We start from the raw sequence: 20,557 nt of genomic DNA, 5'->3' as shown, positions 1-20,557 counted from the left end.
ATGTCGACTCCTGACGTCATCACCCTGCCCCGACCGGACGGCGACCTGCCGGTGCACCGCTTCCGCCCCACCGAGCCCTCCGGCGCCGGCATCGTCCTCGTGCAGGAGATCTTCGGCGTCTCCTCCTACGTGCGCGACCGGGCGAGGGGCCTCGCCGAGCAGGGGTACGAGGTGCACGTCCCCGAGCTCTACTGGCGGATCCCGGACCACGAGGTCGACGAGGGGGGCGAGGGGATGCTGGAGCGGGGCATGGAGCTCATGGCCGCGACCGACTGGGACGACGCGGTCGGGGACACCCTGGCCACGGTGGAGCACCTGCGCGGCGAGCTCTCGGGACGGGTCGGTCTGGTCGGGTTCTGCTACGGCGGCGGGGTCGCCTTCGCGACCGCCGCGCGGACCGAGGTCGACGCCCTGGTGTCCTACTACGGGTCCGCGCTGCCGCAGCTGCTGGAGCTCGCGCCCCAGGTCACCGCTCCGAGCCTGCACCACTGGGGCACCGAGGACGCGTTCATCCCCCGGGCCACGGTCGAAGAGATCGAGCGCGCCCTGGACCGCGACGGGGTGGAGTTCGTGTGGCACGAGGGCGCCGGCCACGCCTTCGACAACCCGCACCCCGCCTTCCACCACTCGGAGGCCTCGGCGGCGGCGTGGCCGCGCACCCTGGCGTTCCTCGCCGCCCACCTGCGGGGCTGACGGGCCGGGCCCCGACCGACGAGGGTCGGCCGGGGTGGATCTCGCCCGGACGGCTCTTGTCAGGGCGCCGGGCTGCTTCTACGCTGGGGTTGTGCGTATGGCGAATCGCGTTGCGTGATGAGCAACAAGTATCCCTCGGCGGCGCTGGAGCGGCTGCTGCTGGGCGCGCGGTTGGAGATCCTGCCGACAGACTCCGTGGCCGAGCAGGTGCACGCGCACGTCGAGCCGGGCCGGACCGTCACCGTCACGGCGTCCCCCGCCAAGGGGTTGGAGGCCACGCTGGCGCTCACCGAGCAGCTGGCCGACCGCTACCACGTCGTGCCCCACCTGGCCGCGCGCATGGTCGAGCGGGCCGAGCTGCCCGACCTCGTCGCGCGGCTGCGCGAGGCGGGTGTCACCGAGATCTTCGTGCCCGGCGGGGACGCCACGCCGACGGACACCACGTTCGGCAACGCCCTGGACCTGCTGGTGGAGCTGGCCGAGCTGGGCGGGCCGTTCGAGCGGGTGGGGATCACCGGCTACCCCGAGTCCCACCCGGGCATCGACGACGACGTCATCGTCCAGTCCATGTGGGACAAGCGGCGCTACGCCACCGACATCGTGTCCAACATGACCTTCGACGACGAGCAGGTCGGTCAGTGGCTCGAGCGGGTCCGCCGACGCGGCATCGAGCACCCGGTGTGGGTCGGGGTGCCCGGCCCGGTCGACCCGGCCAAGCTGCTGAAGATGGCGACGGTCATCGGGGTCGGCGACTCCATGCGCTTCCTGCGCAAGCAGCGCGGGGTCTTCACCCGGATCGCGCTGCCCGGCTTCTCGACCACCCGGTTCGCGCACCGCATCGCCGCGCTCGCCGGCACCGAGCGCCTGGGCATCGGCGGCCTGCACCTCTACAGCTTCAACCAGGTCGAGAAGACCGAGGCGTGGCGGCGCGAGCAGCTCGCCGAGGTCGCGGCGCTGCGCCGGCCTTCAGGCTAGGCGGCCCGAACGCGGACCAGGATGCTCCTCTGATTCGTCACGACGTCCGATGCGGCCCGATCCCGTGTCCCGTGGTGCGCGACTGCAGCGGATACGTCGCCCGCGAGGGCGATTCCACGACATACCCTGTGCAGTCGCGACCTTCCGGGCGGGGCCGAAGACTGCGCGCGGACACGTCCTGAGGACGGCACGAAGGTCGGCGGGTCAGGGGACAACCATTCGCGTCGCTCGGTCGGTCGGTGGGGAACCATTCGCGTCGCTCGGTCGGTGGGGAACCATTCGCGGCGCTCGGTCGGAGGCAGGGGCGAGGGGGGACGGTCGGCCAGCCGTTGGTCAGGCCACCGCGACGTCAGGGCCCGAGGACGAGGCGGGCGAGGGCGTCGTCGAGGCCGGCGGTGCCGGTCCGCTCCACCTGCAGCGCCAGCCCCAGCCGGCCTGCGGCGCGCAGGGCCAGCGCGGTGAGCTCGGGGTCGTCGGGCTCCTGGGCCAGCCAGACGCACCGCGTGTAGTGGCCGAAGTAGTCGTCCCGCAGCCCGGGGTACCGGTCCAGCCCCAGCTCGGCCCACACCGTGCGGTCGAAGCTGCGGACCAGGAAGTCGGTGAGCAGGTAGGTCCCGGGCTCCTCCTCCAGCAGCGCGGCGACGCGCGCCTCTCCGGCGTACAGGTCGTAGCAGTGCAGCCCGGGCAGCCGCGCGACCCCGCGGCGGGCGCACAGCGCGTCCAGCGCGCCGTAGGTGCCGCAGTCGGCATACCCGACGGCGACCCGGTCGTAGCGTCCGGCGAGCCGGTCGACGACCGCCTCGACCTCGCCGGCGATCCGCTCCGGGTGGTTGTGCAGGAGGGGTGGCAGCGGGTGCACGTCGACGGGCAGGGGAGGGGTATGCCGTGCCGCGGCGGCCGCGGCGTGGGTCGCCAGGGCCCCGCAGGCGACGAGCGCCACGCGTGCTCCGCCGGGCCGTAGCCGCCCTGCGGAGGCGTCAGGCCGGGAAGGAGAGCTGGTCGACGAAGCGGTCGTTGAAGTCGCTGCGGTCGGAGAGCTCGACATAGCGCACCCCCTCGAGCAGGGCCTCGGCGCCGGTGCGCTCGGTCGCCGAGAGCAGCACCATCTTGGCGCCCTCCCCGGCGATGTTGCCGGCCGCCACGATGCGCAGCGTGGGCAGCTTCGGGACCAGCCCGATCCGCACCGCGGCGGCGGGCGAGAGGTAGGAGCCGAACGACCCCGCGAGCAGCACCTGCTGCACCTCGCGGGGCTCCAGGCCGACCTCCTCCAGCAGCAGGGTCCACCCGGTCGAGATGGCGGCCTTGGCGAACTGCAGCTCGCGCACGTCGCGCTGGGAGAGGTAGACCGACTCGGCCGCCGGGGCGTCCGGCGACTCGCGGTAGAGCACGAAGACCCGCTCACCCGGTTCGCCGATGCTGGCCAGCCGGTCGGCCAGCGCCGGGGCCAGCGACCGGGCGGTCTCCTCGTCGACGAGGCGGCCGGAGGGGTCCAGCAGGCCCACCCGGCTGAGCTCGGCCACCGCGTCGACCAGGCCGGAGCCGCAGAGCCCGCGCGGCTCGACGTCACCGATCACCCCGAGCTGCACCGGGTCCGGCAGCTCCTCCTCGCCGGTGGCGGCCTCGGGCCAGTCGGCGAGCAGCTTCACCGTCTCCACCGCTCCGTCCGCCGCCCGCATGCCGCACCGGATCGAGGCGCCCTCGAAGGCCGGCCCCGCAGGAGCGGCCGTCGCGACCAGCTGGGTGCCGTCGGACAGGACGATCTCGCAGTTGGTGCCGATGTCGATCATGAGCCGCACCCGCGAGTCGCGGTCCATCCCCGAGGCCTGGATGCCGGCGACGATGTCGCCGCCGACGTAGGCCCCGAGGGCCGGGTGCAGGAAGGCCCGGGCCGCGGGGTGCACCGAGGAGCTTAGGCCGACCTCGACGGCCGGGACCAGGGGCCAGCGGTCGGCGGCCAGGATGAAGGGCGCCACGCCGAGGGGCTCGGGGTCCTGGCCCAGCAGCAGCGCGACCATCGTGGCGTTGCCGGCGATCGCCACGTCGTAGACCTCGCCGGGCTCGACCCCGGCCTCGGCGCACACCTCGGCCGCCAGCTCGGCCAGCGTCTCGTGCGCGCGGGCCCGCAGCCGCGGGAGCGCCTGGGGGTCGAGCATCGTCGCGCTGATCCGGGAGATGACGTCGCCGCCGAAGGGCTGCTGGGCGTTGAGCATCGACGCGACCGCCACGGGGGTGCCGGTCGTGAGGTCCATCAGCGTCGCCACCACGGTCGTGGTGCCGAGGTCGACCGCCAGCCCGAAGGAGCGCCCCGTGGTGTCGCCCGCCTCGACGTCGATGAGCCGGTCGTCCGCGACGACCGCGGTCACCTTGTGGTCCGCCGACCGCAACGCGGGCCCCACCCGGCGCAGCGCGTGCAGCTCCGGTGTCGGCTCGAGGTCCTCGATGGCGTCGAGCACCCGGGTGAGGTCGGGTCGCTGGTCGGCGAGGGTGGGCTCGGCGAGCTCGACGTAGCGCTTCTGCACCGAGGGCCGCAGGATGACCTGCCGGCCCACTCCCACGGTGGAGGCCTTGGGGCGGGTGGTGAGCGGCGGCACGTCGACGGTCATCGACCCCCAGGCCGTGGCGAGGCATCCCAGCCGCCAGCCCGCGTCCAGCTGGTCTGCGGAGAAGGTGCGCTCGTCCTGCGGCGTTACCGGGGGCATCCAGTCGCCCTCGGTGACCCGCAGCTTGCACTTGCGGCACGTCCCGTGCCCGCCGCAGGTCGAGTCCACGGCGATGCCGTTCCAGCTCGCCGCCTCGAAGAGGTTCACCCCCGCCGGCACGCGCACGGTCGCCCCCGACGGGGTGTAGGACAGGTCGACCCGCTCCGGCCACTCGTCCTCCGTGGCGACGGGCGTCTCGCCCTGCTGCTCCTCCGGCGCGGGCTGGGTGTCGTCGACCGTCTCCTCCGCGCCGACGTCCTCCACCTCGGCGGCCGCGCCCGCCGCGCGCTGCACCGGGCCACGCGCCGTGGCCGCGCCCGCCTGCTCCTGCCTCACGTCGCAGCGGCCGCCTGCCGCGCGCGGTGCGTGGCGATCCACGACATACCCCACTCGTCGTGCCCGAGGAGCAGGTCGGCGGCACGCACCGAGTCCACCACCTCGGCGGTCCGGGCGTCCATGATCGCGCTGGTCATGCCCGCGGCCATCGCGAGCGGCAGCCAGGCGCCGTTGATCGCGTGCCGGCCCGGCATGCCGAAGGACACGTTGGAGGCGCCGCAGGTCATGTTGAGGCCCCAGCGCTCGTGCACCCCGGCGACGGTCTCCAGGGTCGTCACGCCGACGGTGCTGTCGGCGCCGATCGGCATGGCCAGCGGGTCGATGACGATGTCCTGCAGCGCGATGCCGTACTCCTGCGTCGCGACCCGGACGATCTTCTCCACCAGCTCCAGGCGCTTGCCCGACTCCATGGGGATCTCGTCGGCGTCGTTGGGCAGCGCGATGACCGCGGCGTCGTGCTTCTTGACCAGCGGCAGGATCGCCTCGAGCCGCTCGTCCTCGGCGGTCACCGAGTTGACCAGCGCCCGGCCCTGGTAGGCCTCCAGCCCGGCCTCCAGGGCCTCGACGACGGAGGAGTCGATGCAGACCGGCAGGTCGGTGCGGGCCTGCACGACCTGGATCGCCCGGACGAGCAGGTCGGCCTCGTCGGTGAGCGGCACGCCCATGTTGACGTCGAGCACGTCGGCGCCGCCGAGGACCTGCGCCTCGACGTCCTTCTCGATCGCCGACAGGTCGCCCTCGCGCAGCTGGGTCTGGAAGACCTTGCGACCGGTGGGGTTGATGCGCTCACCGATGACGCAGAAGCGCTGGTCGGCCCCGATGACGACCTCCTTGGTGGCCGAGCGGAGCACGGTGTGCAGCGGGCCCCCGGCCAGCGCCGCCGACCCCCACGCCGGGCTCATACCGGCACCGCCGCCCCGGTGCGGGCGCGGCGGTCCTTGAGCAGGGCCTTCGCCTTCTTGACCGTCGCGGAGGCGTCGGCGGCGTAGCCGTCGGCCCCCACGGCGTCGGCGTACTCCTGCGTGACCGGCGCGCCGCCGACCATGACGATGACCTCGTCGCGGATGCCCGCCTTCTCGAGGGCGTTCATGTTGGCCTTGAACATCGGCATGGTCGTCGTGAGGAAGGCCGAGAAGCCGACGACGTCGGGCTGGTGCTCCTCGATGGCGGCCACGAACTTCTCCGGCGCCACCTGCACGCCGAGGTCGATGACCTCGAAGCCGGCGCCCTCCAGCATGATGTTGACGAGGTTCTTGCCGATGTCGTGGACGTCACCCTTGACCGTGCCCATGAGGAAGGTGCCGACGGTCTGCACGCCGGTATCGGCCAGCAGGGGTCGCAGCACCTCCATCGAGCCAGCCATGGCCTTGCCCGCGATGAGCATCTCCGGCACGAAGAAGTCGCCCCGCTCGAAGCGCGCCCCCACCTCCTCCAGGGCGGGGATGAGGGCGTCGAAGAGGAGCACCTGCGGCTCCATCTCCATGCTGAGGGCCTGGTGGGTCAGCTCCAGGACGCCTGGACCGTTGCCCACGAGGGTGCGGTCGTAGAGGCCCTGCAGGAGCTCGTCGGGAGTCATGAGGCACCTTTCATCACGTGCGGCTCGGTGAGGCGCCCGGACAGGTCGTCCGCGTGCCCGGAGACGAGGCGGCCGAGCTCGTCGAGCCGGCCGGACAGTCGGGAGGTGGGGCCGGACACGCCGATGGCCGCGACGAGGCGGCCGCGGAGCCGGACGGGGGCGCCGATGCCGGTGAGGGCCACCTCCAGCTCGTCGACGGTGGTCGCCCAGCCCCGGGCCCGGATGACCTCGAACTCGGCGCGCAGCGCGTCCGGGTCGGTGACCGTGCGCGCGGTGAGCGAGGGCAGCCGGTCGGGCAGCTCCAGCGCGCCGAAGGCGTACAGGGTCTTGCCGAGCGAGGAGGAGTGGGCCGGCAGGTTCACCCCGACCCAGTCGCGGCTGCCGATGAGGAAGGTGGAGTCCACCTGGGCGATCTGCACCACGGAGGTGCCGACCGGCACGCCCAGGTTGATGGTCTCGCCGGTGGCCTCGCTGAGGGCGGCCATCGTCGGCTGCGCCTCGCGGGCGAGCCAGTCGCGGGTGTCGGTGCGGGCGGCGTACTGCTCGAAGAGCGGGCCGGGCAGGTAGCCGTTGCCCTCGACGTCGCGCGAGATGAGGTGCGAGCGCTCCAGGGCTGACAGCAGTCGGGACACGGTCGAGCGAGCCAGGCCGGTGGCCTGGGCCAGGTCGGGGGTGCTCAGCGGGTCGGGCGACTGGACGACACGCACGACGAGGTCCGCCGCCCGGTCGATCGCCTGGGTCCCCTGAGTCGCCATTCCTCGTGTCCCTCTTCTCTGAGCCCTCTTCCCTGAGTGCTCACTATGTGGGAGCGTATGCCCATATCGTGAGACGGCGCAAGGGTGCGGCGTCCGGCGCGTCGCCCGGGTCCGCCCGGGGGCGGGGAGGAGGAGTGGGATGTTCGTCAACCGCATGCCGAGGTACGAGGTGCTCTCGGAGCAGGCGATGGACCAGCTCGATGGCGCGTGGCGCCGGCTGATGACCGAGGTGGGGGTGCAGTTCGCGAGCGAGGACGCCCTCGAGCTGCTGCGCCAGGCGGGGCAGAAGGTCGAGGGGGAGACGGCATACCTCGACCCGGACTGGGTGCTGGAGCAGGTCGCGAAGGCGCCGCGGGAGTTCGACGTGCAGGCGCGCAACCCGCAGCGCTCGGTCCACATCGGCGGCGACAGCATGGCCTTCGGCGCGGTCTACGGCCCGCCCTTCGTGCGCGAGGGTGACGCGCGGCGGGACGGCACCTTCGACGACTACCAGCGCTTCGCCCGGCTGGCGCAGAGCTTCGACGTGCTGGACTCCGCCGGTGGTGTCGTCTGCGAGCCCAACGACCTGCCGCTGGACTCGCGGCACCTGGACATGACGCTCGCGCTCATGACGCAGACCGACAAGATCTACATGGGCAACGTGGTGTCGGGGCAGAACGCCCGCGACGTCATCGCGATGGGGGAGATCCTCTTCGGCGGGCGCGAGGCGATCGAGGTCACCCCGGCCTCGATCTCGCTCATCAACTGCAACAGCCCGCTGCGCTGGGACGACCGCATGCTCGAGGCGCTCTTCGAGTACGCCCGCGCCGGGCAGCCCGTCGTCCTCACCCCGTTCATCCTCATGGGGGCGATGTCACCGGTGACCATCCCCGCGGCCCTGACCCAGCAGATCACCGAGGCGCTCTCCGGGATCGCGCTGGCTCAGACCATCCGGCCCGGGACGCCGGTGATCTTCGGGTCGTTCCTGTCCACCATCGACATGCAGTCGGGGTCGCCGACCTTCGGCACGCCGGAGTCCGGTCTGGGGCTGCTGTGCACCGGGCAGATCGCGCGGCACTTCGGGCTGCCGTTCCGCGGCGGCGGCGGGCTGACCAGCTCCCAGGTGCCGGACGCCCAGGCGGGTTACGAAGCGACGATGACGCTGCTCCCGACCTTCCTCGCCGGCACCAACTGGGTCATGCACTCGGCCGGCTGGCTCGAGGGCGGCCTGGTCAGCAGCTTCGAGAAGTTCGTCGTCGACTGCCAGATCATCGAGATGCTGCAGCACGAGTTCCGGCCGCTGGAGATCGACGAGGGGTCGCTGGCCTTCGACGCGCACGTCGAGGTCGGGCACGGCGGGCACTTCCTCGGGGCGATGCACACCATGGAGCGCTTCCGGACCTGCTTCTACCGGCCGTTCCTGTCCAGCGCGGACAACTTCGAGCGGTGGACCTCCAAGGGGTCGCCGGACACCGCGACCCGCGCCTCGGCCGTCGTCGCCTCCCGGCTGGAGGCCTACGAGGCGCCACCGCTGGACGACGCCGTGCGGGAGGAGCTGGAGGCCTTCGTCGTGCGGCGCCGGGCCGAGCTGGGCGACTGAGCCGTCGGCCTACCCGAGAGGGCGGTGAGGACCGCTCAGGGGTGCCAGCGCGGGTCCCGGCCCAACCGGGCGAGCAGCCGGTCCGTCGGTGAGGCATCCTCCGGGACATCGATGGCAGGGGCGCAGATGCCCTCGCTGTAGAGCGCCTCGCCCCACCCGTCGGACACGGCGGTCAGCGCGGTGGCCTGCTCCTCGTCGACTGACCACGGTTGCCCGCTCGCGCGGGCCAGGTCGGAGCCGTGGATGAGAAGGTCCCAGCCGTAGAAGTCGGCCATCGTGGCTCCGAGGGTCGTCGGGCCGAAGAAGCCGTCGTACTCCCGCGCGGCGACCCCGTCCCGGTCCACGATGTCCACGACCTGCTCGGCGTGCTCCTCCCAGTCCCTGGCGGGGTCGGCGAGGTCGGGGGCGGCCCCGAGGTCGAAGCCCTGCTGCCCGAGGAAGTCGCGCTCGGTCTGGATGACGTGGGCGAGGACGTCGCGCCCGGTCCAGCCTGCGCACGGCGTGGGGGCGTCCCATCGGTCCTTGACCCCGCGAACGATCTGGGTGAACTGCGCGGTGCGCTCGGCGAATCTGCGTGCTGTCTGGTCCATGCAGCCACCATGACCGCTCTACTGGTGCCACCTCTTGTGATAATCCGACACATGTCCCGAGACGAGGGCGTCACCAGACCGACGGACCCGGTCGACCGAGCCCATCTGACGGGGGCGAGCCGGCCCTCGCCGCCGATCTACCGCTATCCGCCTTCTCCCGACCTGGGCGACCTCGTGGAGCGCTACTGGATCCCGGTGTGGTCGCTCGCGGTTCCCTCGACGCAGAGCACGCTGCAGCACCCGGCATGCCTCGTCGTCATCAGCAACACCTATGCCCGCTTCTTTGGGGTCGTCCGTGGCCGGTCCTCGGTGACGCTCGAGGGCGAGGGCTGGGCGGTCGGCACCCTGCTCCGGCCCGCGGCTGGCCGCTTGTTGCTGGGGCGCTCGGTGGCGACGGTCCGGGACTCCCACCTCGACCTGTCTCAGCTGCCCGGGCCGGGCACCCAGGCCCTGGTGGTGCAGGTCCGCCGCGCGATGGCGGACGCGCCCGGCTCGCCGGACGCGCATGCCGAGGCGATTGCGGAGACCGAGCGGTGGCTGAGGGCGTACCTGCCCGTGGACGACGCCGGACTGCTGGTCAACGACCTCATGACCTGGGTGCGCGACCACCCCGAGGTGACGCGGGTGGACGAGCTGGCGCGGCGGGCGGGGCTGGGGGAGCGGGCGTTGCAACGGCTGATCGAGCAGCGGGTCGGGCTCAGCCCCAAGTGGCTCATCCAGCGACGCCGCCTGCACGACGCCGTCGCTGCGCTCAAGGTCGGCCCGGGGCCCGAGTCGCTGTCGGAGCTGGCGGCTCGGCTCGGGTATGCCGACCAGGCGCACTTCACCCACGACTTCCGGGCGGTCACCGGGATGACCCCCGGTGAGTTCGGCGGTGATCAACCGCTCCGGTGAGCAGACTCAGCGGGTATGGCGTGGGCCTGGCCTAGCATCGGCCTCGTGGATGCCGTCTCGCTGCTCCGGGCGTTGGTCGAGACGATCGACGACCGTCGGTGGTCCGGCCTGCCTGCCCTGCTGGCGCCGGACTTCCGGTCCCGGCTGGTGCACACGGGTGAGACCTTCGACCGCGACTCCTGGGTGCGCTTCAACGCTGACTACCCCGGCTTCGGCCGGATGCGGCTGGAGGAGGTCGTCGGGGCCGGTGACCGGGTGGCCGGGCGGGCGCACGTCACCGGCACCTCCGAGGGTGCCGATTCGCACTTCGAGGTCGCGATGTTCGTGACCGCGCGTGACGGGGTCATTGCGGAGATGGTCGAGGTGTGGGCCGACTGCGAGACCGAGCCACCCGAGGGGACCCGCCCTCCGACTCCCTGACGCCCTCTGCTGCCCCACCCTCGACCCGAGGCGCATTCCTGACGTCGGTCGGTGGGACGTGCCAGGATCAGGTCGAGGCGCCGCCACGGCGGCGGCGCGGAGAGGGCGGAGCCATGGCGAGGCGACCGGTGCTGCTCGTCGGGACGACCAAGGGGGCGTTCGTCCTCGAGCGGCGCGACGAGGACGTCGGCTGGGCGGTGCGGGGCCCCTTCTGCGACGGGTGGCCGATCAACCACGTCGTCGGCGACCCCGTGACCGGGACGATCTGGGCAGGCGGCGGCGGTGAGTGGTCGGGTGCGGGCGTGTGGCGCTCCACCGACGGCGGCGGCACCTGGGAGCTCAGCCGGCTGACGACCGGCGCCATGGACGCGTGGGCCGCGGCCGACCCCGAGTTCGCCGCCGCGGTCGGGTGGAGCCCCCAGGACGTGCCGTTCGGCGAGGAGTTCAGCCAGGTGTGGTCCCTCGGCCTGGCCGGGGACCGGCTGTACGCCGGCACCAAGCCGGCGGCGCTGCTCGCCAGCGACGACGGCGGGGTGACCTGGGCCGAGGTCGAGAGCCTGCGCCGGCACCCGTCGGCGGAGGAGTGGAACCCGGGCGCGGCGGGGCTGGTGCTGCACACGATCCTGGCCGACCCCGGCGACCCGTCCCGGGTGTGGCTCGGGATCTCCGCCGCCGGGGTCTTCGCGTCCAAGGACGCCGGGGTCCAGTGGGAGCGGCGCAACGCGCTGGCCCTGCCCGACGAGCCGGACGCCGCCGCCGCGGTTGACCACCCGGGGGGACCGGGGGGCGGCGAGGTGGGCCTGTGCGTGCACCACATCGTCAGGGCGCCCGGGCCGGGCGACGTGCTCTACCAGCGCAACCACGTCGGCGTGTGGCGCTCCGGCGACGGCGGCCTCACCTGGAGCGACATCACCGCCGGGCTGCCCTCCACCTTCGGCTTCCCGATGCGGGTCCACCCGCGCGACCCCGACACCATCTGGACCATCCCGCTCAACGGGGACATGGAAGGCCGGTACCCGCCGGACGCCGCCGCCGCGGTGTGGCGCTCCACCGACGGCGGCTCGACGTGGGAGGCGCAGCGGGCCGGGCTGCCCCAGGAGTCGTGCTTCTTCACCGTGCTGCGCCAGGCGATGGCGGGCGACGCCGGCGACCCGGCGGGGCTCTACTTCGGCACCAACACCGGCTCGGTCTTCGCCAGCCTGGACGAGGGGGAGAGCTGGGCGGAGGTCGCCCGGCACCTCCCGACGGTGCTGTCCGTGGAGGTGCTCGAGCGCACCTGACCCATGTCGAGATCCGCCCGCCCGCTCCGACGTCCTGGGTGGACGTCGCCGGACCGGCGGCGCGTAACCGCACGCCACGACCAAGGAGCCCGCATGAAGTACGTCATCCTCATCCAGTCCAACCCCCAGCCCTGGGGCCACCCCACGTCCGACTTCCTCCCCGCCTACCAGGAGCAGTCGCAGGAGGAGCGCGAGCGGCTCAACGGCGACTTCGAGCGGATGCTCGGCGAGCTCGGCGACCGCGGCGAGCTCGTCGGCGGCGAGGCGCTGGGCGACCCGGCCGCCGCGCGGCTCTTCCGGTGGTCGGGTGGGGAGCGGGTCGTCACGGACGGCCCCTACGCCGAGGGCAAGGAGCACCTCGCCGGGTTCTTCCTCATCGACGTGGAGTCGCAGGAGCGGGCCGAGGAGATCACCCGGGCCTTCAGCGGCCCTGGCGAGACCGTCGAGCTGCGGCCGGTCATGGGAGGTGGTGACGACGCCGACTGACCCTGCCCTGGAGGCGGCGTGGCGCACCCACCGGCCGCGGGTGGTCAGGGCGCTGCCGCGCCGGCACGGTGATGTGCGCGACTGCGAGGACGCCGCCCAGGAGGCCGTGCTGGCGGCCGCCGAGCAGTGGCCCCGGGACGGCATGCCCGACGACCCGGGCGCCTGGCTGGTGCGGGTCGCGTCCCGTCGACTCATCGACCGGGTGCGCAGCGACGCGGCCCGGCAGGCCAGGGAGGAGGTCGCCGCCCGCGAGGAGGACGCGCTGCACCGCGGTGTGCACACGACGGACGAGCAGGAGCCCGTCACCGTCCCCGACGACGTGATGGAGATGATGCTGCGGTGCTACCACCCGGTGCTGTCGCCCAGCTCACGGGTGGCGCTGACGCTGCGGGCCGTGGGCGGACTCAGCACCCGGGAGATCGCGGCCGGCTTCCTCGTGCCCGAGGCGACGATGGCGCAGCGCATCAGCCGGGCACGCGCCACCCTGGCCTCCGGCGGCGCGACCTTCGGGCCGCCCGACCCTGCCGAGCTCCCGGAGCGCATGGCGGCCCTACGCCACGTCGTCTCGCTCGTCTTCACCGAGGGCCACCAGCGCAGCTCCGGTGACACCGTCGTGGACGGTGCCTTCGTCGAGCAGGCCCTGCGGCTGGCGCGGGTGCTCCACGACACGTGCCCGGAGGACCCGGAGAACGCCGGGCTGCTGGCGCTCCTGCTGCTCACGGCGGCGCGCACCCCGGCCCGGACGGACGCGGCCGGCGACCTCGTCCCGCTGGAGCGGCAGGACCGGCGGCTGTGGGACCCCGCGCTCATCCGCGAGGGGGTGCACCTGCTCGAGGTATGCCTGCCGCGCGGCGGGGTGGGTCAGTTCCAGCTCCAGGCGGCCGTCGCGGCGGTGCACGCCGAGGCCGCGCGTCCGGAGGACACCGACTGGCGACAGATCCTCGTCCTCTACCGCATGCTGGACGCCGTCGCGCCGTCGGTCGCGACCACCGTGGCCCTCGCCACCGCGACCGCGGAGGTCGAGGGAGCCCCGGCCGGGCTGGCCGTGCTGGACCGGGTGACCGACAGGAGGTGGCACCGCGTGCCCGCGGTGCGCGGGCACCTGCTCGCCCGGGCCGGTGACCTCGACGGCGCACGGCGCAGCTGGGGCGAGGCGGCCAGGCTGACGCGGAGCATGCGGGAGCAGCGCCACCTCGACGGCCTCATCGAGGAGCTGGACCGCTGAGCTGCGGTCCGCGCAGAGGCCGCGCGGACCTCCCTCACGCGGCCCTGCGGAAGACGCCCCCGTGCAGCAGGTAGCCGATCATCCAGAACTCCCCCACCGTCGCGGGCACCGTGAGGAGCGCCGCAGCCAGCGCGGCGTCGGGCAGGAGGTACCCGAGCACCGAGCTGACGACATACCCCCCGCCACCGACGAGGAGCACCCACCCGAGCGGGCGCGGCATCCCCACCCGCAGGGCGAGCATGCCCATGGGCAGCAGCCAGAGCCCGAAGAAGACGGCGCCGACACCCCAGAGGTTCTCCGCGAGCGTGGTGAGGGCGTGCACCTCACCCGCGGCCTGGGGGCCCAGCGGCGTCAGGTCGAGTGCCGTGGCCGACGCGGCGGCGCTGGCGAGCACCACGCTGGCGTTGAAGAGACCGAACGTGGTCAGGGTGCTCGCCACGAAGGCGTCGGTGCGGCGGAAGAGCCGGAAGAACCACAGGGCGACGAGGACCTGGGTGACGACGGTGCCCAGGTAGGCCACGACGCCGACCCGGGCGAGGGTCTCGTGCGCGGTCAGGAGCTCGACGGTGCTCGCCCCGTCGGCTCCCACGACCCGAGGGCGGATGAGCAGGAAGCCGAGCATCCCGGTCACCCCCAGGCCGAGGTAGAGCCACCCCGTGGTGCGGGCCGTCGCCAGGGGCGGTGCGGTCCGCCCCGGCGCGGCGGGCTGGGGCGGTGTGCTGGTGGTCGTGGTCATGGCGGGTCCTCTCGCGGGCGACTTACGTTGTAAGGGAACCATACGATGTAAGGTAGGTCAAGAGCCGAGCCGATCCCGGAGGTCGACGTGACACGGAGCAGGACGCCCCTCACCCGGGAGCGGGTGCTGTCGGCCGCCATGGCCGTCGCCGACACCGACGGCGTCCCGGCGCTGACCATGCGCCGGCTGGCAGCCGACCTGGGCGTGGAGGCCATGTCGCTCTACCACCACGTGCGGGGCAAGGAGGCTCTCCTCGACGGCCTGGTCGAGGCGGTCGTCGCCGAGATCGAGGCAGCCGTGGCGCGGGCCGATGAGGCGCAGGGCGAGGAGGCGGCGGCCGACGCCGACTGGCGCGACGCGCTCCGGCGGCGGTTCCTCACGGCGAGGACGGTCGTGGTGCGCCATCCCTGGACCCCGGGACTGGTCAGCAGCCGCGCCTCGGTGCCGCCGAGCGTCTACGCCTACTTCGAGCAGGTGCTGGCGACGATGGTCGAGGGGGGAGTGGGGTATGACCTGGCGCACCGAGCGCTGCACTCCTTCGGGTCGATGGCGCTCGGCTTCACCCAGGAGCTCTTCTCGCCCGTCACGGCCGGGGGCAGCACGGACGTCGACCTCTCGGAGGCCGAGCTGACGGCGATGGCCGACGCGCTGCCGCACCTGAGCGCCATGGTGGCCTCGGAGCTGCACGCCGCCGACGGGGACGTCCTCGGGTGGTGCGACAGCCAGGCGGAGTTCGAGTTCACCCTCGACCTGCTGCTGGACGGACTCGAGGCGCAGCGGTTGCGGACGGTGCCTTGACCGAGGTGGTTGCAGCCCGGCGGGGTCCGCCCCCGATCTGTGCGCAGGGCGCGTAGGGTTGCGGCATGCGCAACGACAGTGACGTCTCGCCCGCCGGTGAGCCCCGCAGCCAGGGGGCCGTCCAGTCCGTCGACCGGGCGCTGACCATCCTGGAGATCCTGGCCCGCGGCGAGGCCGGGGTCGGGGAGATCGGCGCCCAGCTGGGGGTGCACAAGTCGACCGCGAGCCGGCTCGTCGCGGCCCTCGCCGCCCACGACCTCGTCGAGCAGCCGACCGAGCGCGGCCGCGTCCGGCTGGGGGTGGGCATCCTGCGCCTGGCCGGGGCGACCAGCGCCCGGCTCGACCTCGTGCAGGAGGCGCGCCCGGTCTGCCGCCTGCTGGCCTCGCAGACCAACGAGACGGTCAACCTCGCCGTGCTCGGCGACCGCTCGGCGCTCTACATCGACCAGGTCATCGGTCCCTCGACGATCACCTCCTACAACTGGGTCGGACAGCACATCCCGCTGCACGCCACCTCCAACGGCCGGGTCCTCGTGAGCGAGCTGTCCCCGACCGAGCGACGCGCCACCTGGGGGGAGCTCACGGCATACACCGACGCGACCGTGACCGACCCTCGCCGGCTCGAGGAGCTGGTCGTCGAGGTCGTCGCCCACGGGTATGCCGTCGCCCGCGACGAGCTGGACGTCGGGCTGACCGCGGTGGCGGCACCGGTGCGCAACGCGCACGGGGAGGTGTGCGCCTCGGTCAGCGTCTCCGGGCCGAGCTTCCGGATCGACCAGGCCCGCGTCGATGAGATCGTGCCGCTGCTCCTGCAGGCGGCCGGCGACGTCTCGGCCCGGCTGGGCTGGCACGCGGCCTGAGCCGCGCCGCCAGCCGCCGGGACGGGCACCACGGCGCGCGGCGGCGGCATACCCGCAGGTCGCCGCGCAGGGTGCCCGTCGGACCGCGCGGACCCTTGACACCTCGTGCCCCCGGGATGAGACTGGTTGCGTGATACGCGCACGGTTGCGCGATACGCACCACCAGAAGGGCGACCATGAGCACCTCCTCCCTCCCCGACCGCTGCGACGTCCTCGTCATCGGGGCCGGCATCGTCGGCAACTCGCTGGTCCACCACCTCGCCGAGCTGGGCTGGACCGACATCGTCCAGATCGACAAGGGCCCCCTGCCCAACCCCGGAGGCTCCACCGGGCACGCCTCCAACTTCATCTTCCCGGTGGACCACAGCCGGGAGATCACCGACCTGACCCTGGACTCGATGCGGCAGTACGAGGAGATGGGCGTGCTCACCACCTCGGGGGGCATCGAGGTCGCGCGCACCGAGGAGCGGATGGAGGAGCTGCGACGGCGGATGTCCTCGGCCAAGGCCTGGGGCATCGAGTCGCGGATGGTGACGCCGCAGGAGGTCGCCGAGATGGTGCCCTTCCTCGACCCGGACGTCATCGTCGGCGGCTTCTACACGCCCAGCGTCGGCGTGGTCGACTCGCTGCGGGCCGGCACGATCATGCGGGAGAACGCCCAGGCCAAGGGCGTGCTCACCACCGTCGCCAACGTCGAGGTGACGGGGATGACCGTCACCGAGGGTCGGATCAGCGCCGTGCAGACCGACAAGGGCGACATCGAGGCCCCCGTCGTGGTCATCGCCTGCGGCGTGTGGAGCCCGCGGCTGGCGCGGATGGCCAGCGCGCACATCCCGCTGACCCCGGCCGTGCACCAGATGATCTCGGTCGGCCCGTGCGAGCCGCTCGCCGAGAAGCCCGGCGAGATCAGCTTCCCCATCATCCGCGACATGGACACCTTCTGCTACGAGCGCCAGCACGGCTCGGACATGGAGGTCGGCTCCTACGCGCACCGCGCGATCCTGCACGAGCCGGACGAGATCCCCTCCATCGCGCAGGCCAAGCTGTCGCCCACCGAGATGCCCTTCACCGAGGACGACTTCGACCCCCAGCTCGAGCAGGCGCTGGAGCTCATGCCCGAGCTGCTCGGCGACGAGCGTGCCGAGATCCGCTACGCCATCAACGGCCTGCTCTCGCTCACCCCGGACGGCGCACCGGTGCTGGGGGAGACGCCCGAGGTCAAGGGCCTGTGGAGCTGCGCCGCCGTGTGGATCAAGGAGGGTCCCGGCGTCGGCCGGGCGGTCGCCGAGTGGATGACCCACGGCAACCCCGAGATCGACCTGGGGCACAGCGACATCGCCCGCTTCTACCCCCACCAGCGCACCCGCGCCCACGTCCGCGCCCGCACCAGCGAGGCCTTCAACAAGACCTACGGCATCGTGCACCCCTCCGAGCAGTGGCAGAGCTCCCGGCCCATCCGGCTCTCGCCGATGCACGCCAGCCAGCGCGAGCTCGGGGCGGTGTTCTACGAGGCCGCCGGGTGGGAGCGCCCGCAGTGGTACGCCTCCAACGAGCCGCTGCTCGAGGAGTTCGGCGACGCCGTCATGCCCCGCGAGCACGAGTGGGACGCCCGCTGGTGGTCCCCGATCATCAACGCCGAGCACCTGGCCATGCGGGCCCGCGGCGGCATCGTCGACCTCACCGCCTTCGCGATCTTCGACGTCGTCGGTCCGGCCGCGCTCGACGCGGTGCAGCGCATCATCGTCGCGCAGGCCGACGTCGCGATCGGGCGGGTGGTCTACACCCCCGTGCTGGACGAGACGGGCGGCTTCCGCTCCGACCTCACGGTGATGCGGCTGGCGCACGACCGGTTCCGGGTCGTCACCGGCGGGGCGCACGGCATGGTGGACAAGAAGTGGTTCGCCGACCACCTGCCCGAGGGGGCCTCGCTCGTCGACCTGACCTCGGCATACTCCACGATCGGGGTATGGGGTCCGCGCGCCGGTGAGGTGCTCGGTGCGCTCACCGACGACGACCTCTCGCCGCAGACCTTCCGCTTCGGCACCTGCCGGCTCATCGAGGTGGGCGACCTGTCGGTGCTGGCCTCGCGCATCTCCTACGTCGGCGAGTTCGGCTGGGAGCTCTACGTGCCGATCGAGACCGGCGCGCAGCTGTGGGAGCGGCTCATCGAGGCCGGGCGCGAGCACGGGGTCGTGCCCGTCGGCATCGGGGTCTACACCGCCACCGGGCGGATCGAGAAGGGCTACCGCGCCTACGGTGCCGAGCTGGACGCCGAGCGCACCCTCTCCGAGACCGGCATGGAGCGGCCCAAGGTCAAGGACGCCGACTTCATCGGCAAGGAGGCGGTGCTGGCCCAGGCGGGGCAGCCGCCGAAGGCGGTGCTCTGCGCACTGACCGTCGACGACCACACCTCGGCGAGCGGGGTCAAGCGCTACATGCTCGGTGGCGAGCCGATCCTGGGCCGCGACGGTGAGCCCCTCACCGACGGGCACGGGCACCACCCCTACGTCACCTCGGCGGCCTCCGCCCCCAGTCTCGGCACGCACGTGCTCATGGCCTTCCTGCCCCCCGAGCAGGCGGTGGTCGGCACCGAGCTGGCCGTGTCTTACATGGAGGAGCTCTACCCGGTGACCGTCGCCAGCGTGGACGCGACCCCGCTGCTCGACCCGGACAACCTGCGGGTCAAGGGCCGGTACGCCGAGCTCGAGCAGCCCTCCGCCGACGGCGGCACAGCCCAGTCCGCCGCGGCGGTCGAGCCGGTGGGGGTGGCCTGATGACCGACGTCCTGGTCTGCGTCAAGCGGGTGCCCGACACCTCGGGCGAGGTCGTCCTGAGCGCCGACGGCAGCGGCGTCGACGGACGCTACGCCGGCTACACCATGAGCAGCCACGAGGAGTGCGCCGTCGAGATCGCGGTCTCCGTCGCGGGCGACACCGGCGGCTCGGTCACCGTCCTCACCCTCGGCGACGACGACAGCGTCGAGCAGCTGCGCGCCGCGCTCGCGGTCGGGGCTGACGAGGCGGTGCGCATCGACGCCCCCGCCGACGACTACGGGCCGGCCGACGTGGCGGCCGCCATCGCCGAGGTCGTCCGGGCCCGCGAGAGCGAGGGGCGGCCGTTCGACCTCGTGCTCGTCGGCAACGACGCCGCGGACACCGGCGACCACCAGGTCGGGATCCGGCTGGCGCACCTGCTGGACCGACCCGTCGTGGCCGGGGCGCAGGAGGTCGCGGTCGTCGGCGACCGGCTCGACGTGCGCTCCAGCGTCTCGGGGCCGACGGAGGTCTTCGACGTCCCGCTGCCGGCGGTGCTCACCGTCTGGGAGGGCGGGGTCGAGCCGCGCTACCCCAACATCAGCGGCCGGATGAAGGCCAAGAAGGCGCGCGTGGAGGTGCTGGAGCCCTCGGGCGTGCCCCAGGGCAGCGGCCGGTTGGGGCTGCGCGTGCTGCCGCCACCGGCGAGCAACGTCGAGGTGCTCGGCGAGGGGAAGGCCGCCGCGCCGCGGCTGGTCGACGTGCTGCGAGAGCTGGGAGTCGTGCGATGAGCGTGCTGGTCGTGGTGGAGCCGGAGGACCTGGGCGATGAGGGCGCCGGGCTGTCGGTCGTGTCCCAGGAGGTCCTCACCTTCGCCCGGACGCTGCCGGGCGAAGACGTCGACGCCGTGCTCGTCGGCCTGCCCTGCGGGGGCGCGCCGCCCGAGGCGGTGCTCGCGCACTGCCGCGAGCAGGGGGTGCGGACGCTGCACGTCACCCCGGAGCACCGGCTGGAGCGGTATGCCGCCCGCGCCTGGGCGCGGGTCGTCGAGGGCGCCGCGGAGGCGGGCGGAGCGGCATACCTCGTCGCGGCCGGGACCGCACGCGGCAACGAGGTGCTGGCCCACGTCGCCGCGGCCCGCGGCGTGCCGATGCCGTGCAACGTCGTGGCGGTCGTGCAGGAGGAGCCGCTCGAGGTGGAGCGGCAGGTCGTCGGCGGCGCCGTCCTGGAGCGCGTCGCGCTGCAGGCCGAGGGCGGCCTCGCGATCGCCTCGGTGGCCGGGCATGCCGTGGCACCGGAGCCGGCGCCGAGCCCCGGCGAGACCCGCGTCGAGGAGGTCGCGGTCGAGCTGACCGAGGCCGACCTCGCCGCTCAGGTGGTGCGCGTGGAGGCCAAGGAGGGTGGGGACACCTCCGCCCTGACCGGGGCCAACGTCGTCGTCGGCGCGGGTCGTGGTGTCGGGGGAGCGGACCAGTTCGACGACGTCGAGGCCCTGGCGGCGCGGCTCGGCGGTGCCGTCGGTGTCTCGCGCGTGGTCACCAGCCTCGGCTGGCGTCCGCACCACGAGCAGGTCGGGCAGACCGGCAGCCGGATCGCGCCGGACCTCTACCTCGCCTGCGGCATCAGCGGGGCGATCCAGCACTGGGCCGGCTGCAGCTCGTCCAAGACGATCATCGCGATCAACACCGACGGCGAGGCCCCGATGGTGACCAAGGCGAGGTATGCCGTCATCGGCGACATGCACGAGGTCATCCCGGCGGTCCTGGAGGAGCTCTCCTAGCCCTCCATCTGCACCGGACGCGCGTCGGGGACGCACCGGACGCGCGCCCGGGCCGCACCGGACGCGCGTCGGGGCCGCACCGGACGCGCGTCGGGGCCGCACCGGACGCGTGACAGGGCCCC

At 73.2% G+C, this 20,557-nt stretch carries 20 protein-coding genes; 13 read left to right on the top strand and 7 right to left on the bottom strand.

What is annotated here, in order from left to right; genetic code table 11:
• Together Q0967_RS12950 and Q0967_RS12945 are read left to right on the top strand one after the other, a co-directional pair.
• The gene (locus tag Q0967_RS12950) at nucleotides 1-693 is read left to right on the top strand and encodes a dienelactone hydrolase family protein (protein ID WP_299450434.1); all 693 of its coding nucleotides are present in this window, start codon (nucleotides 1-3) and stop codon (nucleotides 691-693) included.
• A gap of 117 nt (nucleotides 694-810) precedes the next feature.
• Complete coding sequence (locus Q0967_RS12945; protein WP_298749848.1) at nucleotides 811-1,668, top strand: methylenetetrahydrofolate reductase; 858 nt, start codon at nucleotides 811-813, stop codon at nucleotides 1,666-1,668.
• Between the two features lie 349 nt (nucleotides 1,669-2,017).
• Here Q0967_RS12945 and Q0967_RS12940 read toward each other — a convergent pair whose 3' ends face one another.
• The 5 genes from Q0967_RS12940 to Q0967_RS12920 are packed head-to-tail and all read right to left on the bottom strand — an operon-like array spanning nucleotide 2,018 to nucleotide 7,034.
• Nucleotides 2,018-2,608 carry a DUF1638 domain-containing protein gene (locus tag Q0967_RS12940; protein WP_299450432.1) on the bottom strand — a complete coding sequence of 197 codons (591 nt, stop codon included), beginning with the start codon at nucleotides 2,606-2,608 and terminating at the stop codon, nucleotides 2,018-2,020.
• A gap of 37 nt (nucleotides 2,609-2,645) precedes the next feature.
• Entirely contained in the window at nucleotides 2,646-4,703 is a 2,058-nt protein-coding gene (locus tag Q0967_RS12935; protein WP_299450430.1) for an ASKHA domain-containing protein, read from the bottom strand.
• The gene (locus Q0967_RS12930) at nucleotides 4,700-5,605 is read right to left on the bottom strand and encodes a dihydropteroate synthase (RefSeq protein WP_298749842.1); all 906 of its coding nucleotides are present in this window, start codon (nucleotides 5,603-5,605) and stop codon (nucleotides 4,700-4,702) included. The genes Q0967_RS12935 and Q0967_RS12930 overlap by 4 nt, the downstream gene beginning before the upstream one ends.
• Entirely contained in the window at nucleotides 5,602-6,279 is a 678-nt protein-coding gene (locus tag Q0967_RS12925) for a corrinoid protein (protein WP_299450427.1), read from the bottom strand. Before Q0967_RS12925 ends, Q0967_RS12930 begins: the two co-directional genes overlap by 4 nt.
• Nucleotides 6,276-7,034 (bottom strand): IclR family transcriptional regulator, encoded by a 759-nt coding sequence (locus tag Q0967_RS12920; protein WP_299450425.1) that lies wholly within the window; start codon nucleotides 7,032-7,034, stop codon nucleotides 6,276-6,278. The genes Q0967_RS12925 and Q0967_RS12920 overlap by 4 nt, the downstream gene beginning before the upstream one ends.
• Before the next feature lie 139 nt (nucleotides 7,035-7,173).
• Here Q0967_RS12920 and Q0967_RS12915 point away from each other — a divergent pair, with 139 nt between their 5' ends.
• Nucleotides 7,174-8,613 carry a trimethylamine methyltransferase family protein gene (locus tag Q0967_RS12915; protein ID WP_299450423.1) on the top strand — a complete coding sequence of 480 codons (1,440 nt, stop codon included), beginning with the start codon at nucleotides 7,174-7,176 and terminating at the stop codon, nucleotides 8,611-8,613.
• A gap of 35 nt (nucleotides 8,614-8,648) precedes the next feature.
• On the opposite strand, the gene Q0967_RS12910 is transcribed toward Q0967_RS12915, so the two are convergent.
• Nucleotides 8,649-9,203 (bottom strand): TIGR03086 family metal-binding protein, encoded by a 555-nt coding sequence (locus Q0967_RS12910; RefSeq protein ID WP_299450420.1) that lies wholly within the window; start codon nucleotides 9,201-9,203, stop codon nucleotides 8,649-8,651.
• Between the two features lie 51 nt (nucleotides 9,204-9,254).
• On the opposite strand from Q0967_RS12910, the gene Q0967_RS12905 reads away from it, so the two are divergent.
• From Q0967_RS12905 to Q0967_RS12885, 5 genes are all read left to right on the top strand, one after another.
• Entirely contained in the window at nucleotides 9,255-10,097 is an 843-nt protein-coding gene (locus Q0967_RS12905) for an AraC family transcriptional regulator (protein ID WP_299450417.1), read from the top strand.
• Between the two features lie 15 nt (nucleotides 10,098-10,112).
• Nucleotides 10,113-10,517, top strand: coding sequence for a nuclear transport factor 2 family protein (locus Q0967_RS12900; protein WP_299450414.1), 405 nt, complete (start codon nucleotides 10,113-10,115; stop codon nucleotides 10,515-10,517).
• A 113-nt stretch (nucleotides 10,518-10,630) separates the two neighbouring features.
• A complete protein-coding gene (locus Q0967_RS12895) occupies nucleotides 10,631-11,797 on the top strand; it encodes an exo-alpha-sialidase (RefSeq protein ID WP_299450411.1) in 1,167 nt (388 codons plus the stop codon).
• Between the two features lie 93 nt (nucleotides 11,798-11,890).
• A complete protein-coding gene (locus Q0967_RS12890) occupies nucleotides 11,891-12,283 on the top strand; it encodes a YciI family protein (RefSeq protein ID WP_299450409.1) in 393 nt (130 codons plus the stop codon).
• A complete protein-coding gene (locus Q0967_RS12885) occupies nucleotides 12,267-13,508 on the top strand; it encodes an RNA polymerase sigma factor (RefSeq protein WP_299450406.1) in 1,242 nt (413 codons plus the stop codon). The genes Q0967_RS12890 and Q0967_RS12885 overlap by 17 nt, the downstream gene beginning before the upstream one ends.
• Nucleotides 13,509-13,542: 34 nt before the next feature.
• Here the strand turns inward: Q0967_RS12885 and Q0967_RS12880 are convergent, their stop codons facing one another.
• Nucleotides 13,543-14,244 carry a DUF4386 domain-containing protein gene (locus tag Q0967_RS12880; protein ID WP_299450403.1) on the bottom strand — a complete coding sequence of 234 codons (702 nt, stop codon included), beginning with the start codon at nucleotides 14,242-14,244 and terminating at the stop codon, nucleotides 13,543-13,545.
• 87 nt (nucleotides 14,245-14,331) lie between these two features.
• Here Q0967_RS12880 and Q0967_RS12875 point away from each other — a divergent pair, with 87 nt between their 5' ends.
• From Q0967_RS12875 to Q0967_RS12855, 5 genes are all read left to right on the top strand, one after another.
• Nucleotides 14,332-15,042, top strand: coding sequence for a TetR/AcrR family transcriptional regulator (locus tag Q0967_RS12875; protein WP_299450400.1), 711 nt, complete (start codon nucleotides 14,332-14,334; stop codon nucleotides 15,040-15,042).
• Nucleotides 15,043-15,107: 65 nt separating this feature from the next.
• On the top strand, nucleotides 15,108-15,902 hold the full coding sequence (locus Q0967_RS12870; protein WP_298749819.1) for an IclR family transcriptional regulator: 795 nt from the start codon (nucleotides 15,108-15,110) through the stop codon (nucleotides 15,900-15,902).
• Nucleotides 15,903-16,078: 176 nt separating this feature from the next.
• Nucleotides 16,079-18,676, top strand: coding sequence for an FAD-dependent oxidoreductase (locus Q0967_RS12865; protein ID WP_299450396.1), 2,598 nt, complete (start codon nucleotides 16,079-16,081; stop codon nucleotides 18,674-18,676).
• Entirely contained in the window at nucleotides 18,676-19,446 is a 771-nt protein-coding gene (locus Q0967_RS12860; protein WP_298749815.1) for an electron transfer flavoprotein subunit beta/FixA family protein, read from the top strand. Before Q0967_RS12865 ends, Q0967_RS12860 begins: the two co-directional genes overlap by 1 nt.
• Entirely contained in the window at nucleotides 19,443-20,435 is a 993-nt protein-coding gene (locus Q0967_RS12855; protein WP_299450394.1) for an electron transfer flavoprotein subunit alpha/FixB family protein, read from the top strand. Before Q0967_RS12860 ends, Q0967_RS12855 begins: the two co-directional genes overlap by 4 nt.
• Nucleotides 20,436-20,557: the final 122 nt, after the last annotated feature.

Source organism: uncultured Serinicoccus sp. (assembly GCF_947500995.1).
Classification (GTDB): domain Bacteria; phylum Actinomycetota; class Actinomycetes; order Actinomycetales; family Dermatophilaceae; genus Ornithinicoccus.
The sequence above is the reverse complement of the archived record's forward strand: the minus strand, read 5'-3'. Positions and strand labels throughout refer to the sequence as shown.